The sequence below is a fragment of the Paenibacillus fonticola DSM 21315 genome (assembly GCF_000381905.1).
Taxonomy (GTDB): Bacteria; Bacillota; Bacilli; order Paenibacillales; family Paenibacillaceae; genus Fontibacillus; species Fontibacillus fonticola.
This window is the reverse complement of the sequence record NZ_KB907295.1, coordinates 1-16,971: the sequence shown is the minus strand read 5'-3', so window position 1 is coordinate 16,971 and position 16,971 is coordinate 1. Positions and strand designations below refer to the sequence as shown.

Below are 16,971 nucleotides of genomic sequence, written 5' to 3'. Positions count from 1 at the left end.
CGAAAGGGGATCGGCTGGCCCCAGTTCTTTGATGAGTTTACGAAGTGCCGCCGCCGAATGTGGAATGCTCCCGTAATAGCGAGGGGCTTCCCCGGTTGAATCCGCAATGGCCACCGAAATTTTTTCTTTGGATACATCTAAACCGACGAATTTTGTGATAGACTGCATAGTATCAGCTCTCCTTTGCTATGTAGCTCTGAAATGGTTGGTCTTTCCACTTTCCATTTTAACCTACGAGATGTAGCAATGTGGAGGGCTGTCTTTTGTTTACGTTTATCATAGCTAGAATCAAATCAAACAAGAGTCGGGTGTCTCCTACAGAGTATGTGCCGCGCTCTCCCGCCTTCGCTCCTTATGTGCGGGCGAACCCTTCGGGTTCTCCTCTCCAACTGCCCGGTAAATACAAAAAACCGACCTGAAAAGGTCGGACTTTTTGCATTTATGGAGTCACCCTTTGCATTTATGGAGTCACTTCTGGCCTCCACACTGCCAGTATAGTGCCCTCCTGCCATTGTTGCTTCCGCAGTCAGTTATGGAGTATGATTTTTTCGATGGAGTTATGTGCCTTCCCGCCATTGTTACTTCCGCAGCCCCAACAATTGGCTAGAAACCGAAATCTAAAGATTTTCCAGTTTCCGCAATTGTCTTAATGTTACTTAGTATCATCGGCCAGTACTGATCTGTTTTACTGAAAAGAGGATTGTTCTCTGTCCATTGATCGTTAATAAGATGCAGCTTCGTACATCCCCCTACTGCTTCCAAAGATAAAGTAACCCGGCTTTCCATCTGAGCATGTTCGGCGAAGTGAGAAGGGCCGGGATGATCCGTGTAGCTCAAAATTCGGTTCGGTTCAAATTGAAGCAGTTTGCCATAAATTTGTACAGTTTCATCTCCATCAGCGCCCGGCCCTACAAATTGAATGTCGTCGCCTACCTGAAATGTTGATTGGATAACTCCGCCCATGAATGCTTTAAATGATTTCTCCGGATTGACCAAAACATCCCACACTTGCTCAGGATTTGTGCCGATATAAAATACATACTCCAATTTCATGATTAGTTCCTCCCACTATAAAGTAATATTTTCTGCTCGTTTAATGAATTTTACTTCGTCTGTTAAGAACAATAGTAGTTTATAGTGAAATCATAATATATTTCCTACATTAATTATTGTAAAATCGCGCCAACCTATGAATAATATCGATTTTCGGGTTAGGGGGTGAACCAAGTGAACAACAATCGCAATCCGAATATGGGAATTTTAAACTATGAAACAGGTAAAAATAAGTTTTCAATTTCCCGCCACGCTCCGTCTAAGGATCTCCAATTTTTCATTCAGCATTATTGGCTTGTCGACTGGGATTTACGAGGGCAGCCCTCTTATTCCCAAGAAGTTTTGCAACATCCGGGAGTAAACGTGGTTTTCCAGCGTGGACATTCGTATATACGCGGCATAGAAAGCCGAAGATCTGTAAATGTTCTGCAAGGGGAAGGACAGATTGTTGGTATTCTTTTCAGGCCTGGGGCTTTTCATTGTTATTTTCAAGCGCCTGTTGCTACACTTACCGATAAAGTGGTCAATATTTCAGACTACTTTACCCTAGATGTTAACACCTTTGAAGAGGAACTGTTTTCTCTTAACAATAAAGAAGAGAAGATTATAATCGTCGAACAATTATTACGAAAAAGTATGCCTGAACCTGATAAAACGGTTGACTTGCTTAATGGAGTGGTGGATGAGATCGTTTATAATGCTGGCATCACCAAAGTCGAACAATTAGTCGATCAGTTCAGCATAACCAAGAGGACATTGCAACGTTGGTTCAATCAGTATATAGGTGTGAGCCCTAAATGGGTCATTCGGCGCTATCGAATGCATGAGGCAATCGAGTTAATCGAACGTGGAGTTGACTTGACTCAATTGGCGATGGATCTCGGCTATTTCGACCAAGCCCACTTTAGTAAAGATTTCAAAGCAGCGGTAGGCAAATCTCCCAAGCAATATGCAAAAGGCAACGGTTAATAATTCATTGTTACCCAGGGGGGATTGCAATCCCGCTTCAACTTGCTCCCGGCGATCACTTGGCGAAGACGATCTACGAACCTAGCAGTTTCCAGCGAATACAGGACAGATTCGAGCCAAGCAGGTTAGAATTGAGCCAAACGGGATAGATTCGAGCCAAGCAGGTTAGAATTGAGCCAAACGGGATAGATTCGAGCCAAGCAGGATAGAATTGGGCCAAACAGGATGGATTTGAGCCAAGTAGGATGGATTGTTGAAGATGAAACAACCATGCTCCCCTTGGGGAAGCATGGTTGTTTGGTTATTTTTTGATGGCGGCCTCTTTGGCAGCGGGCTGTTCGTTTTGCTCCTGAGTCATATTGTTCACAGCGCTGAACAGCGCTTTGACCGAGGAGGTCATAATATCGACGTCGATGCCGCAGCCCCAATGGACTTTGCCGTCGGGAGCTGTAATGCCGACATAGGATACGGCTTGGGAGCTGGAGCCCACTTCAAGCGCATGCTCCTTGTAGATTAAATTGCTGTAGCTGACGCCGAGCTTCGATTGCAGGGCATTGCTGATCGCATCCAAGCGGCCGTTACCGACGCCCTTAAGCTCTTGAGTTTCATCGCTCACTTTAACTGTAATGGTTGTCTCGTAATCGTCATGATGCGTGAAGCGATAGTTGATAAACTCAACAGGTGATTGAATATTGACGTAGACCTCTTTGAAAATATCGTAAATTTCATTCGCCACCAGTTCCTTGGCAAGCCGGTCTGAGACGTTCTTGACCCGGTAGCCGAAATCCTCGCGCATTTTTGGCGGAAGATCCAGGCCGTAATGCTGCTCGAGCAGGTAGCCGATGCCGCCCTTGCCGGATTGACTGTTAATGCGGATAACGTCGCCCTCGTATTCGCGGCCGATATCCTTCGGATCGATCGGCAGATAAGGAACGGTCCAATGCTCGCAATCATGCTCCTCACGCCACTTCATGCCTTTGGCGATGGCATCTTGGTGCGAGCCGGAGAAGGCGGCGAATACAAGTTTGCCGGCGTATGGCTGTCTTTCGTTCACTTTCATTTTGGTCATACGCTCATAAACTTCGATGATTTCCAGAATGTTCCCGAAATTGAGCTTCGGATCGACGCCGTGGGAGTACATGTTCAAGGCCAAAGTAACAATGTCCACATTCCCCGTCCGCTCTCCGTTGCCGAATAGCGTGCCTTCGACACGCTGGCCGCCAGCAAGCAAGGCCAGCTCCGTATCGGCAATACCGGTCCCCCGGTCATTGTGAGGATGCAGGGAGAGGATGACGTTTTCCCGGTATTTCATATGATCGCTCATGTATTCGATTTGGCTGGCATAGACGTGCGACATCGACATGGAGACCGTGGCTGGCAGGTTAATGATAACCTTGTTGTCTGCGGTCGGCTGCCATACGTCGAGCACGGCATTGCAAATTTCCAGCGAGAAGTCGACCTCGGTGCCGGTGAAGCTCTCCGGCGAGTACTGGAATTTGAAGTTGCCTTCGGTTTCTGCCGCATATTTTTTCAGAAGCTCGGCTCCGTTCACCGCGATATCGATAATCTCCTGCTTGGATTTCCGGAAAACCTGCTCGCGCTGCGCTACGGAGGTAGAGTTGTATAGGTGCACTACCGCCTGCTTCGTGCCCTTGAGCGATTCAAACGTCTTCTGGATAATGTGCTCTCTGGACTGGGTAAGCACCTGAATCGTCACATCGTCGGGAATGAGATCTTGCTCGATCAGCGTACGCAGGAAAGCATACTCCGTCTCAGAGGCTGCAGGGAAACCAACTTCGATTTCCTTAAATCCGAGCTTCACCAGGAATTGAAAAAACTCCAACTTCTCTTCCAGGTTCATCGGTACGACGAGGGCTTGGTTTCCGTCGCGCAGATCGACGCTGCACCAGGTAGGAGCTTCAGTAATATACTCCTTCTGCGTCCATTTCAGGCTCGTTTGCGGAGGCATAAAATAACCTCTTGTGTATTTTTCTGCATTTTTCATGAAAATGACCACCTTTCCCTCGGATTGGATCTTCCTTAATTTACTACTTATTTGTGTTTGGAGTATAAAAAAGCCTTCCATCTCCATAAACATTAGAGACGAAAGGCTGTTTGTCAGCTTACGCGGTACCACTCTGATTCATACCGAAAGGTATGCACTCTGCCGGATACGGGCTGCGTCTCGAATGAGATACGGCCTTATATCCTCCCACTGTAACGGTTAGGCTCCGGCTCCACCTACTTTAATACAATTTCAGCGAGCTACTTCAAGGTGAGTTCGGATTTGGCTTGCGGCTGTTTTGCACCGGCCAACAGCTCTCTGGGCGCTTGCGTCAATCCTACTATTCCTCTTCAACGTATTTGAATATTGACGTTAGTTTACTACAACGCTGCGAGGGAATCAAGATATTTTTAATAAAAAAATTCAAGTCCTCACGGGATAAATGAGCGCACGATTTGAACCGAAGCAGTTTTGGTGTCCCCATTGTAGGAGGCATATACATTAATTATTCCGGCTTTGTGGCCAACAAGGTTGCCTTCCTCATCATAATCGGCGATTTCCGGATTATCGCTCCAGAACGTTACCAGGTGTGTAATATCAAATGTTTGAGAAGTCGCTTCATCGTAGATGAAAGCTCTTGTATCGAGCCTTTCCCCAACCGAAAGCGAATATTCAGTGGAATCTAAATAGAAGCTGGCCGTTTCCGGTTCGGTTCCATTATGTTCCTTGGGGAGTACGGAGATTTGCAATGCAGCTTCAAGCCCTTCATAGCTGGCTAGCAGCCGGGTATTGCCTGGTGAAATTCCTGTAACATTGCCCGAACTGTCTACCTCGGCGATGGAGGGGTCCTCGATACGGTACTGTGCTGCGTTAGACAGATCGTTGACAGAACCGTCGGAATAGACGGCCTGAATAACGGTTGACACACTGCTGCCTGCGGGAATCTTTTTCTCATTGTCTGTAAAAGCAATCATGGTCAGGATCGGCTCTGCAGGGGGCGAATCCTTCGCGGGCTTCGGCAGTTTGCTTAAATGAGCTCTATAGCTGTCACCGAGCTTGATCGTACCTGTAACGATAAATCCTCCATCCAAGGCTGCCGCCCCATTGCCAAAGCTGCTAAGTGCTGTTTCCTCATACAAATAGTCACCCAGCACTTGTCCATCATCATCGACCGTAAGCACATCGTATTGTCTGATTTGATTTGGATAGGTTCCCTTAACGTTTGATCCTATCAGAGCGTAGCCATCTTCGGTAGAAACTAGCTGGTTAAATGATTTAGTGCCAGCCTCGGTTTTCGCTGGATAGTTCTTTTCCCAAAGTATGCTGCCGTTTACGTCTATTTTGGTCAGAATGTACTTAGATTGACCGGAGCTGTTTTTACGGTTGCCGATCAGGTAACCTTCGTCTTTGGCTGGGATAATGGCATACGCCAGGATGCTTGCATTGGTATCTTGATATTGCTTCGTCCATTCGATATTTCCTTGCTCGTTCAGTTTGACGATGAGCAGGGCATTTTGAATGTCCGCTGGTTCATGATCCTGTCTAGTAATGCTGCCTACAGCAATAAAACCGCCATCAACTGCAGGTGTAATATCATAAAATACTTGATCATTCCCAAACCTGTATTTGTTGTACCACAGCTGGTTTCCATAGATATCTGTTCTCAAGGCAAAGGCGGTGTAAATCCCGGCGCTGTTCGCTCCGAATCCGGCGATGACATATTCGCCATTGTCAGCTTCAATGACGGAAAGTGCATTGTTGTAAGTTGATGGATCGTCATACGTACTTTCCCACTGGATATTACCGTTTGCGTCCAATTTGACTAAGTATACGACGCTGTACGGTTTTTCGCTGTAATCGGTTATCGAACCGATCACCAAAAAACCGCCATCCCTCGTCTCCACTGCATTTTTTGCAGAGTCATTGGAGGAGTAGTTTATTTTCGTCTCCCACTCCGGTACGCCCTCTGAATTTGTTTTTACGATATAGGCGAGGGTGTCAGTGTAACCCGATTGTCCAATTTCGTCAGTATTGCCTAATAATAGGTAACCGCCATCCGAAGTGGCGATCACGCCATTGCCTGCGGATTGATTCCCAAATTCCCTTGACCATTCGCTGACAGACGGCACTGGATCAGAGGTCAAAGCGGCTGTAGATGAAGCTGATGTTGAATCTGTGGCTGAAGCTGATGCTGGATCTGTAGCTGCTAAGCTGTGATGAGATAATCCTGGAATACCAAAACCAGACAATAGGACTGCCAACATGGTAAAGATAATGCTCGTACTGCGGATAAAAGCTTTCAACAAGTGCTCCAACTCCTCTCAATTTCTAAATATGTTATTTATGAGTTAACCAGATGTGTGTTTGTTAATTGTGACTGATTTGAGTATATGTTCATTATGATTTTAAAAAGGAATAATATTAATCCCACCAAGAGCATATATCCCTATGAAAATGTAATTATTTTTCTTTTGTGGTAGACAACTAGCTTTCATTACTTTGGAACGAGATAAAAAGTAAGAGGGCGCGCTGGGCCTACTTAAGGCATGAGAGGTAAGGCTTATAAATCATCATTATTCGATAGGGAAAAAATTAAAGTAAAAGAGGTTGACATTTAGTAAGCAATTTAATACAATAAAATAGTCGCTTCTGGGAGATAGTCTGGGCAGGGTGAGTATGTTATCTAGACTACCCAAGCTATCCAAAGTTATGTTACCGAAAGATAAGGCAATTTAAATGATAACTACGGGGTCTTAGCTCAGCTGGGAGAGCGCTTCGCTGGCAGCGAAGAGGTCAGGGGTTCGATCCCCCTAGACTCCATACATGTAAAAAGCCGATCCTCTGGATCGGCTTTTTTGTATGATGGCGGGGGAAAGCGAACCCCGGGGTTCAGACCGCGCGCAGGGATCCGGAGGCGGACGAGCACGGCATTGCAATCTACCGCTAAGGTTGTCTTCGTTGAATGATCATCGTGAGCAAGTTGGGTGGAGATTGGAGTATCCCCCTAGGCTCCATACATGTAAACAAGCCGATCCTCTTGGATCGGTTTTTCTGTATGATGGCGGGGGAAAGCGAACCCCGGGGTTCAGACCGCGCGCAGGGATCCGGAGGCGGACGAGCACGGCATTGCAATCTACTGCTAGGGTTGTCCTCGTTGAATGATCATCGTGAGCAAGTTGGGTTGAGATTGGAGTATCCCCCTAGGCTCCACCATACTTTGCCTATGGAATGTCAGAGATCTCATTTTTTTATTAGCATAGAGTTAGTCCAAACAAGACGTAGGTCACCGTTAAATCGGTACTTACGTTTTTTTGTTGTGCTTCCTAAGTGGTACCTACTTCCTTAAGCTCGAGTTTTGCCCTCTATCACCAAGAGATTGATCGCTTCCACAGATTTATTTTCGAACCCTATTTGAGAGAGCTGTTTTCATGGGAATTATTGATTTCGTTGACAAAGGGTTTGAGAATGCAGTGAAGACAGTGTTGGGCACAAAAAAGAAGCGGTTAACACAGGAGGATATCAATCTTATTAGAAAATCTAGAATTTTTCGCAAAGCAGCGCGGAATTGCTGATCCAGGAGTCGTGAACGCTGTGATGGAGAAGTTCAAGTTGGTCTCCTATGCGGATATACCAAAGCCAAGGATTTATCGTTAGGGAATATGCAGAAACTCGGTCTGGCCAAAGCGCTCATCCACAACCCGGAAATTCTGATCTTAGACGAACCGACGAATGCGCTGGAACCGGAAGGAATTGTGGAAATCCGTGAACCGCTTAAAAATCTTGCCGAGCAGCATGGGGTGACTGTATTTATCTCCAGTCACACTCTGGAGGAGATCGCAAAGATGTCCACGATAATCGGCATTATTCACAGATATATCCTCCATATTTAGACCAATTTACAAAATGCTCGCAGTTATTTGAAAAGACATTATAACTGCTTTGTCCAAGTTTGGAACACTCCCTCGAAACGGCAGCTTCTTTGGAGTGAGTGATAGGTCTATCCTTGATATTTAAGGTTGATGCTTCCTTACAGTCCACGCTCATGTTTACACTATCCTTTCGGATAGTACCTATCAAAATAGTGCGTACTACTTAATAATTTGTTTTCAGTCTATATTTATCTTACTTTGAAGTAAAGGAGAGAAGAAATGACCGACAAGACAATCCGTCTTCTAATGCCGCAATGGCAAGGAGGAAATAACCCTAACTATGCTTTTGGAGCCGAATTGCTGGCTTGGCTGGCTCCGGACAATGATCAACCTCTTATTAAAGTTCCAGTTCATGCTTATGATGGAACGCCGCTTGTTAACGAAAATGGTACGTATGGGAGAAAATACCTCATTGCACAATTAGAGGCTGCTCAGTATATACTTAAAGCTCATAAGCCGGATCGCATTGTCATGTTTGGCGGTGATTGCTTAGTTGAACAAGCTCCGGTTGCCTATCTGAATGAACGGTACGGTGGGGAATTGGGATTAATTTGGATCGATGCTCACACCGATTTGACTAGAATAGTAGTGTATGACTATGGACATACATTACCGCTCGGGAATCTACTGGGAGAAGGAGATGAAGAGTTCGCAAAACATGTGAATATCCCTCTTAGACCTGAACATGTCTTTATCGCGGGACTAAATTCTCCTACAGAACAAGATGTTGAAATCATTCAAAGACTGGGTATTAAAACTGCCGGAACCCAAGAGTTAATGAACAGTACTGAATCTGTAAAAGAATGGATTAATGAACACGGTATTAAGCATCTGGCTATTCATCTTGATTTAGATGTACTTGACCCGAAGGCATTTCGTTCGTTATTATTCGCCAACCCTGCAACGCCTTATGATTTTTCTGCCGCTGGAACCATGCAATTGCCTCAACTGCTTTATTTGCTTCAAGAACTATCTGAAGAGGCCGATGTCGTTGGATTAGGTATAACGGAACATATGCCGTGGGATGCAATCAATTTGAAAAATCTGCTTGGAGAATTACCAATTCTAAATAAATGAAGTCATTAAAGCGGAACGCTTGCTCTTTACGGGAGCGGGCGTTCCACTTTGTCGTTCCACGTGTTGCAAAGCGCTAGCTGGGTCACTGTGAAAGATTCCACCAGTGGATTCGCAGGAGACTCCGCATGTGCCTATGGAAACAGTGGAGACGGGTACGAACCCGAATCCGTGAACTGAGGGCACTTGGTGTTCCGGAGTGGGCCTGCCATGTCATGGCAAACTCTCGTCGCGGTGCTTGGGAAATGTCCCGTAACACTAATAACGCCCTCCCGACCTCCTATTGGGAAGCAAAAGGGCTGAAAAGTTTACTTTCTCGTTACCTGGAACTTTGTTAACCTTTTGGAACCGCCGTATGCGGACCCGCATGTACGGTGGTGTGAGAGGACGGGGGTTAGTCACTCCCTCCTACTCGATTGTCTGGAGTTCGCTTGGGCCGAACTCCAGGGTTTTAGATCGCGCGCCTTTGGCTCAATAACTAAGAGGATGTTCCATATGGAGCAGCCTGTTCTGCTTTTTTTTATAGGTCACTTCATCGTGTAGGCAAGAACCCAGACAAGTGCATCCACATACATTGATCATCAAGTAACAAATAACAGGTGGATATAACTTTAAAGATGAGGTGTACTATGCCCTATACAGATAATTACGAGAGAGATGTTTACGGGATTCTTGCTTTTTGGTTGCGCAATGATTATGACCACGGACGATTTTTGGATCGCGAAATTAGCCATTATGAATTAGAATTGGCCCGTGCGAACCAGCATATGATTCAGCGCTTGGGGGAAGTTTGGAAAAAAGCGGAATCAAAAAATGCCGAAATCGGCAGTTTATTGCATGAGGCACAGCACGTTACCCACGAATTCCATAGTTTATTAACTCACACAATGGATCGGTCTTTGAACTGTAATATAATAATTTCTACTCCGGTATCTTTGCTTGATCATATGGTGCGTGAGGCGGAGGAGTCGCAAAGAGTATTTCAATTAATCGAGAGCGGCGCCCAAGTTTCACCCGCTGACGCAACCATTCATGAAAACGTCTTTTGGTTGAGACAAATGGCGGATCATCTTGGTTATATACGACACTATTTAGATATATCTAATTACGACCTGAATTTTAAAGTGACAAATATGATGCAAAAATTTGAACGATTACTCATGCAAGCAACTGCTCATCAAACCATGTTTCGCCGCCCACGCCATGACAAGTCACCCATATTAAATGCCTTCAACCAAACCATCATTAAAGAAGCTAAGGAACTAGAAGCGTTTAAATTGGAATTGGATGCTTTAATTAAAGAATGTGCGGCTGCAACGACTTCCCCGCCCGACTTGTTGGAACATATTGCTAGGGAAGCCCATCACCTATGGAGAAACTTAGAGGACGATGTTGTGCGTTAAGGGCTTATCTACTTAAAAATATGAGACGCAATATAAGTTCACGTATCATCGTGGACTTTTTTATTTCTGGTTCAATATAAATTGCCGATTGACTGGACTGTGGTTTTTGGAGCAGTGAAACTATCCATCTTGGGAGATGCATCGCTAGCCGTGAAGAGGTCAGGATATTCAATCAAAGATTCGGACATCATCCCCACGTTGGCGCATATGTATTGAGAAAAAAGTCAAAAGCGACTTGACATTGGGGTCAACTCAAATGCTATTCTGAATTCATGGAAAAACTTTATTCTATACAAGAGGTTTCACAGATGCTTGGATTTCCAAGGATACGCTTCGATATTATGACCGGACTGGGATCGTCTCGCCGTTCCGGGAAGACAATCGGTACCGCAGGTATTCGAAGGACGATCTCATAAACTTGATGAATATTCAGATCATGCAGTATGCTGACCTTTCTCTTGACGAAATCAGGGGGAAATTTAGTTTCGGCAAGACGGAAAATATCGATCCTGCTTACTGCGAAGAGGTTGCGGCGTTCCTCGAGGCTAAAAATGCAGATACGCGCAAGAAGATTGACCATCTGGAAAGGGTCAGCCGGCTGCTCAATATAACAGCCGAAACGTTAAGAGACTTTAATAAGGAAAGCGACCAGCAGTTGGCAGAATTCGTCCGTGAGCTTTACAAGGATATTCGAAAGGATGATCGTAGCGATCTTGATCGTCCGCTTGATGGTCATACTTGGCGTAACGGCATTGCTTGACGTTTCGGCGCTTGCGGATACAATTATAGATTCGATTGCCATCGTAATCTATGTCGCCCTGATCATACTGGGTGCGAGAATGAATAGAAAACAGTCCGGTAGTCTGAAGCTACGGTAACAGAGATGTCCGAGTTTTCTTCTAACTTTGTAGACTCGCTCAAAGCAAGTAAGTATAATTTCTGACAATTCTTGATCAAACATAAAAATCAAACATAGGAGAATATCATGTCCTGGAGCAAATTGAAGCAGCAATTAGAGAGTTTTCTCAGTCCTTCGTTACAAGGAAAAGTGGAATACCGTGCAACTGGTTATCGTTATTTGCCCGATAAAGCAGGGATTTGTTATATCGCGGTTAATAAGAAAAATATACTGAATATGAACGATACGACTACCTTAATCAAATGGTATCAATCGGAGCAGGACATTAAAAATGATGCGAGTATCGATATTCCGATCAGCCATGAACAAATAGAAGCTGTCAGAAATGATAGTCATGGCAAGATTCCGGAAGATCGTTTAGTCGTCATTGCGCGAGGCAGAAAAATATCCGAATTGGCAAAAGAGCTTATGGCAGCACAATCCTCACTTAGTAAGTCCAATTTTATAGCTGTAGCTAATCAATTTTTGTCCACGTCTATTGAGGAGAGCATCGAAAGCAAGGATATATTGTTGAATATCTTGGCATTGGTGGACAGGCGAGTCGGGAAAAAGCGAATTTTAAACATGTCCGAAAAAATCAAGCTGGAGCATCCGGTTGTGCAATATTTTTATAAGTTAAGGCTCAGTACGTTCTAATGGATATCGAGATAGGGCAACTTATGTTATAACTAAAGAACCCGCTAAACACAAAATTCCCAGGTGTTTGGCGGGTTTTGTTATACAATGATAGTATAGTGAACCATCTCATTATTATAGTCTTGCAGATCCTTTATTTTGTGTATAGTTGTTAATAGCTTCTTCAAAAGTATTTTTTATTTCATTCTTCAATGTAATAGCCGCAACAAGGGGCGAACATTACGACTGTTCAGCAATTTAGAGCATGTTGAAGATGAAGAAAGCAACCCCACAAGGGGACGGTTAGATTATGGATAGAATTTGGTTCTTATGATGAATGTCATGTACTATAAATTCGTGGATGATGTAAAGCAAGGAGTAGGGAGTGCCTGTATGTGGACAATTTTCTACGCCGTTTGCGGTTACATTTTTAGTGGCGACATCCGGCTCAGTTAGCATGATCTCAACCAATTGAAGACAGGTTTGGTTGAATTCGTCGAGCAACCTATTTTTAGAAATACCTGAACAGGCATATTCATAAGCTTGTTGATTGAACGAATCGAAATTTGGAAAGATCATTCCTTCGCCATTTTTAATCGCAGGGATAATCGTATTGATGAGGTAATTATCCCAATTCATAAGATGCGAAACAATTTCCGCGACTGTTGCCTTCCCTTCAGCGATTGGAGTTAACCAAATGTTATCGTCCAATTCATATAATGTATCCGACCATTCTATAAATTCTTTATACCGATGAATCGTTTGTTTGCCTAAACTAATCATATCGGGAACCTCCAGGCTATAAAGTGTGGTGGGAACCTATGTTCCCATTTTATTCCATAACAGCCCAGAAAGTAACAATAATTACGATAATAGATGTTATGGGATGGAACCCTCCTAGTTCGCCAGCGCACAGATCCCCTTAAATAGCGCGATTTCGTGTGGCAATACATCGAGGTGGCCTGAGTTACCATTATTTCGCCCTTACCTGTGCATGATCATAATTGAATCCGAGCTCGTATGCTTGCATAAGCAACTGTTCATGTACTTCCGTGTTTGTACCCAAGGTGTTGTACAAAATTTCGACCCTGCTGTTTTCAATCCCGCAGTAACCAGCTATGGCGACGTTCAATTGATGGTTCATCATAGTATCATATTGTCTCTTTGCCATGCTTTCTTTCGAATCGGCTGCGAGACCAATCCACAACACCTGTTGATGGTGCAGTTTATTGGAGCCATACGCAAAACCGTTATTCCATACCCGATCAATATACCCCTTGAGCATAGCGGGCAAATTGTACCACCATACGGGAAAGATATAGGCAAGAGCATCATGTTTCCGCATGCGTTCCATTTCAGCTTCTACTTCAATTGAATAGTTCTTCTGATTAGATGACCAGTCAGGTTCATCTGTTTCCCACAGTACAGGATTAAATCCGCTGCGGTGCAAGTCCAGAATCTCTGTCTGATGACCTGCATCAATGAGGCCTTGAGTAAATCTGTCTGCAACAGTAAACGTAAGTGATTGCAGCCTTGGGTGTGATACAACAGTTAAAACGTTCACATTTTGTCTCCTTCCTTTTTCGATATGTTACAATTGCATTATGTATGATATTGTTAAATATAGGAAGAACGCACTTTTTTGTTCTTATGGAACCGAAAAGTGCTATAGATACGGATAAGTAACTAAAACACGATTTAGAGGGTGCATATCTATGGGAAATCAGTCGATTCAGTTCTATAATATCCCTGCAGAAGCGACATTGGATGTAATAGGGGGGAAATGGAAGCTATTGATCCTGTGCTATCTAAATTGCGGGCCAATGAGACCGAGCCAGTTCAAAAAGGAGATTCCCAATCTATCCCAAAAAATGCTGACGCAGCAGCTTCGGGAATTGGAGGAGGCCGGAATCATTAACCGGACGATTTATAACCAGGTTCCGCCGAAAGTTGTTTACGAAATGAGTGTACTCGGAAAATCACTGAAGCCGATATTAGACCAACTAAGCGTATGGGGAGAGCATTATATCAATGTCAGTACAAGTAAGAATCCGCACACTAAAATTCAGTTGGGGGAGTGTAACTGACAACGATGAGGATAGGGATTCGATCCCTCTTGGATCTACTATAATAAATGACAAAACACGCCAAAAAAGTGGCGTGTTTTCAGACTGTCGACAATGGACTTTGTCGACAGCCTGAAACCGATCCTCTTGGATCGGTTTTTTTGTATGATGGCGGGGGAAGGCGAACCTTGGTGTGAGTTGAAGGACATCCATGGTATCGGCAAATGGTATATTGTCCTTTTGATTATGAATGCGCGCCGAAAATAATGCTTTCGTTCGTTGCAAGTGTAAATCCCTTACAACAATAACTCCATAGCTGTGCGTTCTTTATCCGCAATCTCGAGTAAAAGCTTTGATGCTTGCACGAGCTCTTTGTGATCGCCTGTTCTTCCCGCACGATCGATCAATGCAGAGACACTGACCCACATTGGTGCGATTTCCGTAAATAAATGGTGGGCTTGTTCAATCCTGGGGTCTTCCAACCGATCAGCGCATTCTTTCAAGTAATCCCGATACAGATTCCGAAACAAAGCACCGCCGGTTCCCGCACGCTCCATTAGCAACGCAGTCAAACATAAATCATGATCGAGATTGTTGCTGCGGGAAGGCCACTTCAAGATTTCATCGCTCATTTTAACAATGCCTTTATTGCCTATATTACGAATAGGCGGGTTCAAATAGTCATGCGCATTCATGGTCAAGGATTCGCGTATTGCGGGAACGAGAGGCGGTAAAGCGTCAATTGGCTCAAACGTAAAAGAACGATTCCGGGAACTCATGGGTCCCTTTGCGTTTCTGGCCGCGGCCAAGCTTGTCAAACGCGTCTTCACCCGCCCGCCCTGTTGTCTGGTATCCGCCATATAGGCGTATTCCTCATCTATACCGTAAAGTACCGCATAGTGACCGGCAAAGTGCACTTTGTTCTTAAAATAATCTAAATAAAAGGAATCTAATTTCAGCCCAACCGGAATTCCATGTTCGATGCAATTCCGTACGTTCTGCCACGCTTTATTGACGGACGAGGTTTCTTGAAATCTGACGGTCAAGCCGAGTCGGTCGGCGAGGTTGGCGGTCAATATATCCGGTTTTACCCTTCCCCCGATGAAAGGAAAGTCCATTGCTTTCGAATCCCAGTATATGAATCCAAGGCCTTGCCCGAGTCCGAACAACATCGATTCCGACAAATAGACACCCGCATATTGCAGCAAATTGCCGATGGCAGTTGTTTCGCAATGTTCGCCTTGGTAAGGAACGAAATCTTCAATTACTGTGGTCATATTCCCTTGTCTCCTCCAACAATTCGTTAATTAGACTGGCAACGAACCCTTGCTCACTCTCGATTAGGCTTATCGGATGTAAGAACAGTGCTCTTACGTTCAACGGCAAGCTAACGCCGCCTTGTGATTCGTACTTTTGTCTTATCTGGATCGAGGCTTGACCAAGGAAATCCAGCCGTTTCTGCAAAGCAATGATAGCTTCTTCTTTCCTGATAAAGGGCAAAGCGGCCAAACCGAGATCGAAGCGATTATCACGTTCCCGTGCAGATGACAGACTGTCAAGAATTTCATTTCGCAGCTTAAGCATACCAGCTTCAGTGAGGGAAAACCTTGTCGGCAATGGTCCCTTGCCGGATTTCTCATCGGATTCCAAGGATGCGATCCATCCTTTATCGCTAAGTTTCTTCAATCCTGCATAGATCGAAGTGGTACCTATATTCGTCCATTCTCTGTAGCCTCGCTGATCAACTAACTTCTTAATATCGTACCCGGAAGCTTGACGATATTCAGCGATTATTTGCAGGAGCATGAATTCGACATTTGATAATATTTGCATGGAAAGACCCCTTATCACCAATATTTCATATGTGTAATATAACATGGGTGTAATAAAAGAACAATCACCGAATCTACTAGAAAACGATAACGTATGGGGAGACCCTGTTTTGAGCATACTGGCAAGAAATTTGAATACTGAGGGCAATACTGTATGGTTTATTCCCTACCAATGGATTCATGACATATTTTACTTGGGCGATTATGATTTAGAATTTGGAATTTGACTCAGTTATCCATGCGGATACGTGGCTTGAAGGGCGCGTACAAGATAAGATTTTGTCCAACATAAACATTCCTTCCGTATATATCAAAGCGGAAACATGATAGGGGGAAGATGTAGTACTGTATGCAGCTAACAGCGACGAGGATGCTGCACGGGCCCATAGTCTTATTAAAAGGGAATGAAATGATCACGATAAAGTCCGGGCAGATATTCATTTCGAAAAACGGAAGGGATTCATTCAGATCATGGTGGATTTTTTACAGAGGTTATCTTCGTAGAGGGTTTCATTCAGTCTCAAAATGCTCGCTCTAGGCTGAGCAAATGATGATAAGTGGGTGAGCGCATCGCTGGCAGCTAAGAGGTTGGGGTTCGATTGCCCTTGCGCCCGGCTTGATAAAAAACACATATCTCGAAGACCTCCCTGACTGTCGCGGCTCTCTGTGACAGCCAGGTCAGTTTCGGCACGTCGGATCGGACTTGGCTCATGCCTCCCGTAGGCATCATGCAAAAGCAGACCGTCTGCGGAGAGGATTAGTTCGACGATGAGGGGTCCCATGAAGGTTTCCTTCTATGTCTCTGCTCGCCGTCTATTGCTGCTGGTCGTGCAAGTGTGTCGTTCTATTTGGATTTGGGTTGGGCTGAACCCCGGGGGCAGACCTTGCGCAGGGTGCGGAGGCAAATGAGCATCCAGTCCTTAGCAGGCAGACCGTACATAGAGTGCGAAGGCCAGCACCCACGTACTGAGTAGGAGGCAGCTGTCTGTTAACCAGAGTCTAGCTATGATGAACGTAAACAAAAGACAGCCCTCCACATTGCTACATCTCGTAGGTTAAAATGGAAAGTGGAAAGACCAACCATTTCAGAGCTACATAGCAAAGGA

The 16,971-nt window shown here is 44.7% G+C and carries 15 protein-coding genes, 1 tRNA gene, 2 pseudogenes and 1 other annotated feature; of the genes and pseudogenes, 10 read left to right on the top strand and 8 right to left on the bottom strand.

Annotation, left to right across the window (positions count from 1 at the left end):
• Nucleotides 1–603: 603 nt before the first annotated feature.
• Nucleotides 604–1,053, bottom strand: coding sequence for an SRPBCC domain-containing protein (locus tag G358_RS0128895; protein WP_019640738.1), 450 nt, complete (start codon nucleotides 1,051–1,053; stop codon nucleotides 604–606).
• A gap of 174 nt (nucleotides 1,054–1,227) precedes the next feature.
• Between G358_RS0128895 and G358_RS0128890 the strand changes: the two genes are divergently transcribed.
• A complete protein-coding gene (locus G358_RS0128890) occupies nucleotides 1,228–2,022 on the top strand; it encodes a helix-turn-helix domain-containing protein (protein WP_019640737.1) in 795 nt (264 codons plus the stop codon).
• Nucleotides 2,023–2,323: 301 nt separating this feature from the next.
• Here G358_RS0128890 and G358_RS0128885 read toward each other — a convergent pair whose 3' ends face one another.
• Nucleotides 2,324–4,027: a 2-isopropylmalate synthase gene (locus G358_RS0128885; RefSeq protein WP_019640736.1), complete on the bottom strand. Its 1,704-nt coding sequence runs from the start codon at nucleotides 4,025–4,027 to the stop codon at nucleotides 2,324–2,326.
• Between the two features lie 91 nt (nucleotides 4,028–4,118).
• Nucleotides 4,119–4,390, bottom strand: a binding site (T-box leader).
• A gap of 68 nt (nucleotides 4,391–4,458) precedes the next feature.
• A complete protein-coding gene (locus G358_RS0128880) occupies nucleotides 4,459–6,333 on the bottom strand; it encodes an Ig-like domain-containing protein (protein WP_019640735.1) in 1,875 nt (624 codons plus the stop codon).
• Between the two features lie 441 nt (nucleotides 6,334–6,774).
• Between G358_RS0128880 and G358_RS0128875 the strand changes: the two genes are divergently transcribed.
• Nucleotides 6,775–6,847 (top strand) — tRNA-Ala (locus tag G358_RS0128875).
• Nucleotides 6,848–7,686: 839 nt separating this feature from the next.
• Nucleotides 7,687–7,917 carry a P-loop NTPase family protein gene (locus G358_RS32000; RefSeq protein WP_019640733.1) on the top strand — a complete coding sequence of 77 codons (231 nt, stop codon included), beginning with the start codon at nucleotides 7,687–7,689 and terminating at the stop codon, nucleotides 7,915–7,917.
• Here G358_RS32000 and G358_RS34685 read toward each other — a convergent pair.
• On the bottom strand, nucleotides 7,889–8,071 hold the full coding sequence (locus G358_RS34685) for a lecithin retinol acyltransferase family protein (protein WP_084662921.1): 183 nt from the start codon (nucleotides 8,069–8,071) through the stop codon (nucleotides 7,889–7,891). The two genes, G358_RS32000 and G358_RS34685, sit on opposite strands and share 29 nt — an antisense overlap.
• Before the next feature lie 104 nt (nucleotides 8,072–8,175).
• On the opposite strand from G358_RS34685, the gene G358_RS0128860 reads away from it, so the two are divergent.
• From G358_RS0128860 to G358_RS0128845, 6 genes and pseudogenes are all read left to right on the top strand, one after another.
• Nucleotides 8,176–9,033 (top strand): arginase family protein, encoded by an 858-nt coding sequence (locus G358_RS0128860; protein WP_019640732.1) that lies wholly within the window; start codon nucleotides 8,176–8,178, stop codon nucleotides 9,031–9,033.
• 98 nt (nucleotides 9,034–9,131) lie between these two features.
• A pseudogene (locus G358_RS34450) lies at nucleotides 9,132–9,368 on the top strand (group II intron reverse transcriptase/maturase); the annotation flags it as partial.
• 291 nt (nucleotides 9,369–9,659) lie between these two features.
• Nucleotides 9,660–10,433 (top strand): DUF2935 domain-containing protein, encoded by a 774-nt coding sequence (locus G358_RS0128855; RefSeq protein ID WP_019640731.1) that lies wholly within the window; start codon nucleotides 9,660–9,662, stop codon nucleotides 10,431–10,433.
• 268 nt (nucleotides 10,434–10,701) lie between these two features.
• Nucleotides 10,702–11,193 (top strand): MerR family transcriptional regulator, encoded by a 492-nt coding sequence (locus G358_RS0128850; protein ID WP_338042738.1) that lies wholly within the window; start codon nucleotides 10,702–10,704, stop codon nucleotides 11,191–11,193.
• Nucleotides 11,132–11,311, top strand: a pseudogene (locus tag G358_RS34195) (hypothetical protein); the annotation flags it as partial. The gene G358_RS0128850 and the pseudogene G358_RS34195, both read left to right, overlap by 62 nt.
• Nucleotides 11,312–11,418: 107 nt before the next feature.
• Nucleotides 11,419–11,988 (top strand): SF0329 family protein, encoded by a 570-nt coding sequence (locus tag G358_RS0128845; RefSeq protein WP_019640729.1) that lies wholly within the window; start codon nucleotides 11,419–11,421, stop codon nucleotides 11,986–11,988.
• A 282-nt stretch (nucleotides 11,989–12,270) separates the two neighbouring features.
• On the opposite strand, the gene G358_RS0128840 is transcribed toward G358_RS0128845, so the two are convergent.
• Together G358_RS0128840 and G358_RS0128835 are read right to left on the bottom strand one after the other, a co-directional pair.
• On the bottom strand, nucleotides 12,271–12,750 hold the full coding sequence (locus G358_RS0128840; protein WP_019640728.1) for a DinB family protein: 480 nt from the start codon (nucleotides 12,748–12,750) through the stop codon (nucleotides 12,271–12,273).
• 190 nt (nucleotides 12,751–12,940) lie between these two features.
• Entirely contained in the window at nucleotides 12,941–13,531 is a 591-nt protein-coding gene (locus G358_RS0128835) for an NAD(P)H oxidoreductase (RefSeq protein WP_019640727.1), read from the bottom strand.
• A gap of 151 nt (nucleotides 13,532–13,682) precedes the next feature.
• On the opposite strand from G358_RS0128835, the gene G358_RS0128830 reads away from it, so the two are divergent.
• Nucleotides 13,683–14,054, top strand: a complete 372-nt coding sequence (locus tag G358_RS0128830) for a winged helix-turn-helix transcriptional regulator (protein WP_019640726.1) — start codon at nucleotides 13,683–13,685, stop codon at nucleotides 14,052–14,054.
• Between the two features lie 275 nt (nucleotides 14,055–14,329).
• Here G358_RS0128830 and G358_RS0128825 read toward each other — a convergent pair whose 3' ends face one another.
• Together G358_RS0128825 and G358_RS0128820 are read right to left on the bottom strand one after the other, a co-directional pair.
• Nucleotides 14,330–15,310 carry a BtrH N-terminal domain-containing protein gene (locus tag G358_RS0128825; RefSeq protein WP_019640725.1) on the bottom strand — a complete coding sequence of 327 codons (981 nt, stop codon included), beginning with the start codon at nucleotides 15,308–15,310 and terminating at the stop codon, nucleotides 14,330–14,332.
• Nucleotides 15,294–15,866, bottom strand: a complete 573-nt coding sequence (locus G358_RS0128820; protein WP_019640724.1) for a PadR family transcriptional regulator — start codon at nucleotides 15,864–15,866, stop codon at nucleotides 15,294–15,296. Before G358_RS0128820 ends, G358_RS0128825 begins: the two co-directional genes overlap by 17 nt.
• Between the last annotated feature and the right edge of the window lie 1,105 nt (nucleotides 15,867–16,971).